This is a genomic window from Rhodococcus sp. R1101, from assembly GCF_000278445.1.
GTDB classification, from domain to species: domain Bacteria; phylum Actinomycetota; class Actinomycetes; order Mycobacteriales; family Mycobacteriaceae; genus Rhodococcus; species Rhodococcus gordoniae.
The window spans coordinates 1-3229 of record NZ_AJVB01000447.1; the positions used below are offsets into that span (position 1 = coordinate 1).

5 protein-coding genes are annotated in these 3229 nt (G+C 69.8%); 3 read left to right on the forward strand and 2 right to left on the reverse strand.

From position 1 onward, the window contains the following. From R1101_RS0119575 to R1101_RS0119585, 3 genes are all read left to right on the forward strand, one after another. The coding region (locus R1101_RS0119575) for a biotin transporter BioY (RefSeq protein ID WP_016935012.1) at window positions 1–268 on the forward strand (268 nt) is incomplete at its 5' end. A 20-nt stretch (window positions 269–288) separates the two neighbouring features. After that, the gene (locus R1101_RS0119580; RefSeq protein WP_016935013.1) at window positions 289–969 is read left to right on the forward strand and encodes an energy-coupling factor ABC transporter ATP-binding protein; all 681 of its coding nucleotides are present in this window, start codon (window positions 289–291) and stop codon (window positions 967–969) included. Continuing rightward, the gene (locus R1101_RS0119585) at window positions 966–1571 is read left to right on the forward strand and encodes an energy-coupling factor transporter transmembrane component T family protein (RefSeq protein WP_016935014.1); all 606 of its coding nucleotides are present in this window, start codon (window positions 966–968) and stop codon (window positions 1569–1571) included. Before R1101_RS0119580 ends, R1101_RS0119585 begins: the two co-directional genes overlap by 4 nt. 13 nt (window positions 1572–1584) lie before the next feature. Here R1101_RS0119585 and pspM read toward each other — a convergent pair whose 3' ends face one another. Then, a complete protein-coding gene (pspM, locus tag R1101_RS0119590; RefSeq protein WP_016935015.1) occupies window positions 1585–2391 on the reverse strand; it encodes a phage shock envelope stress response protein PspM in 807 nt (268 codons plus the stop codon). Between the two features lie 26 nt (window positions 2392–2417). Next, window positions 2418–3224, reverse strand: coding sequence for a PspA/IM30 family protein (locus R1101_RS0119595; protein ID WP_026003485.1), 807 nt, complete (start codon window positions 3222–3224; stop codon window positions 2418–2420). Window positions 3225–3229 lie beyond the last annotated feature (5 nt).

A 3229-nucleotide genomic window follows, 5' to 3' on the forward strand; every position in this document is an offset into this window, starting at 1 on the left:
GATGCTGCCGCGTTACCGCACGCTGCCCGGTGTGGCCGTCAACGTCCTCGGCGGCATCGTCGTGCTCTACGCCTTCGGTATCGCGGGTATGGTCCTGCGCACCGATCTCACGGTGTGGGCCGCGGCCGCCGCCAACGTCACCTTCCTGCCGGGCGATCTGGCCAAGGCGGTCGTCGCCGCCGCGGTCGCCGCCCAGGTGCACCGCGCCTATCCCGCGCTGGTGGCGCCGCGTATCGCGCACCGCCCCGCGGCGGACCCCGCCCACTGACCCCCGTCGGCCGACCGTCGATGAGCGAGATCCGATTCCGGGGGGTGCGGCACGCCTACGGCGACCGCACCGTCCTCGACGGCGTCGACGTCGTCCTCACCGAACGACGCGTCGGCATCGTCGGCGCGAACGGCAGCGGCAAGTCGACGATGGCGCGGATGATCAACGGTCTGCTCGTCCCGTCGTCCGGATCGGTGTCCGTCGACGGCCTCGATACGGCCCGCAAGGGCCGGGAGGTGCGCAAGAAGGTCGGTTTCGTCTTCACCGACCCGGATCACCAGATCGTCATGCCGACGGTGGCCGAGGACGTCGCCTTCTCGCTGCGGCGCAGCGGGCTCGGCAAGGAGGAACGTGAAGCCCGGGTGCGGCAGGTCCTCGCCGATTTCGGGCTCGCGGGACACCACGACCATCCCAGCCACCTGCTCTCGGGCGGCCAGAAGCAGTTGCTCGCGCTCGCCGCGATCATGGTGACCGACCCGGCGGTGCTCGTCGCCGACGAGCCGACGACCCTACTCGACCTGCGGAACACGAAGCTCATCGCCCGTACGTTCGCGAGCCTGCCGCAGCAGGTGATCGCGGTGACGCACAACCTCGATCTGCTCACCGATTTCGACCGTGTCCTCGTGGTGGATTCGGGGCGGATCGTCGCCGACGACGAACCGGTCGCGGCACTGGCGCACTACCGGAACCTGATCGGGTGAACACTTTCGGCCTCTACCACCCGGGAACCTCCGTCCTGCACAGGATTCCGGCGGGGGCGAAGCTGCTCGCGGTCGCAGTGCTCATCCTCGTGCTGACCCTGTGGATCCGCCAGCCGTGGCAAGTGCTACCCGCCCTGGGTCTGGCCGTGCTCGCCTATGCCGCCGCGCGGATACCGCCGCGTCTCGCCGTCGTGCAGTTGCGTCCACTGGTGTGGATGCTCGCGATCATCGTCGGCTTCCAGGTGCTCGTCGCCGGCTGGGAACGCGCGGTGGTGATCTGCGGATCGCTACTCGTGGCGGTCGCGCTGGCCGCCCTGGTGACTCTCACGACGCGGACCACCGACATGCTCGACGCGATCGTGCGGGCGGCACGTCCCCTCGCACGCGTCGGCGTCGACCCCGATCGGGTGGGCCTCGTGCTGGTGATGACCGTCCGCGCGATCCCACTGCTCGGCACCGTGGTCACCCGGGCGACCGAGGCACGCAGAGCGCGCGGCCTCGGCTTCTCGTTGCGGGCTCTCGTGGTTCCGGTGGTGGTGGGAGCATTGCGCACGGCCGAGGCGATGGGTGAGGCACTCGCCGCGCGGGGTGTCGACGACTGATCTATCCGCGCACTCAGCGGTAACGCTGCTCGATCTGCCCCACCTCGCGCCAGGACTGAGCCCAGCTCTCGAGCTTGTCGGACGTGGCGATCAGTTCGGCGCGGCGCCGGTCGAGCATCGCCAGCGAACGGTTGCCCTCGGCGGTCGCGGCGAGCCGGGCAGCGGCGGCCACGAGTTCCTCGAACTGGTCGACGCCCGTTCCGAGACGCTCGCCCGCGTCGGTGATGGCAGCGGACAGATGGGTCTTCGCGGCCGCACTGCCTCGCGCGGCGGATTCGAGGGCCACCACGTCCTCGACGACGGCGTCGAGTGCGGACGCGGCCGCGCGTGCGGCGTCGTCGATCTCGGCGAGGTCGTCGGAGGCCACGGAATTCGATCTCACCAGAACACCGAGCAGGCGCCTGAGACTCTCCTCGTTCGCCGCGAGTCGTTCCATCGGTGCGCGGGCAACCGAATCGGCCGGCGGGAGCGACCGCCGGCGGGGCGGCGGTGGGGGCAGCGGTACCGCGTCGAGACGACGGAACGTCCGGACGGCGAGGACGGCCGGTATCGCGAAGGCAGCTGTCGCTCCCCCGGTCGCCACGAGCGTCCATTCGGGAGCCGATGCGACGGCGAGGGTGGCGGTGCCGATCGCCGTGGTGCCCGAGGTGGCTCCGAAGAAACCGGCACGCCGACGGGCACGCCGCTTCTTACGGCGCAGCCGGGCCGCGGGATCGCGCCAGCGGCGCGCGGCGTCCATCGCGTTGTCGGTGGCGTCGCGGAATGCGGCGACGACCGAGCCGGGGATGTTCCCGGCCCGGTCGTCTCCGGAGGCGTTCACGGCGGATCAGTTCCCGGGGGTACGAATCACCGGCCGGTGGTCCCGGCGGCGTTCGGGGGTTCCTTGCGGGTGTCGACGGCAGGGTTCGCGGGGGCACCGGGGAGTGCCTCGCCCTTCATCGACGCCCGGATCTGCTCGAGGCGGCTGTGACCGGCCATCTGGACGGTGGCCTGTTGCACTTCGAGCATCCGGCCTTGCACCGAATTCTGGGCGAGCTCGGCCGAACCGAGGGCGTTGGCGTAGCGGCGCTCGATCTTCTCCCGGACAGCGTCCAGGCTCGGGGTGGTCCCCGGAGCCGAGAGGGTCGAATCCATCGACCGCAGCGACTCGCTCACGCGCTCCTGCATCTTGGCCTGCTCGAGTTGGCTGAGCAGTTTCGTCCGCTCGGCGACCTTCTGCTGCAGCGCCATGGCGTTCTGCTCGACGGCCTTCTTGGCCTGCGCGGCGGCCTGGAGCGACTGGTCGTGCAGCACCTTGAGGTCTTCGACGGACTGCTCGGCGGTGACGAGCTGCGCGGCGAACGCCTCGGCCGCATTCGTGTACTGGATCGCCTTCTCGGTGTCCCCCGCCGCCGTGGCCTGGTCGGCCATCATGACGGCCTGGCGTGCGCTGGCGTTGAGCTTCTCGACCTCGTCCAACTGCCGATTGAGCTTCATCTCGAGCTGACGCTGGTTACCGATGACGGAAGCCGCCTGCTGCGAGAGGGCCTGATGCTGGCGCTGAGCGTCCTCGATCGCCTGCTGAATCTGGACCTTCGGATCGGCCTTCTCATCGATCTTCGAGTTGAAGAGCGCCATGAGGTACTTCCAGCCCTTGACGAAAGGATTAGCCATGGGTG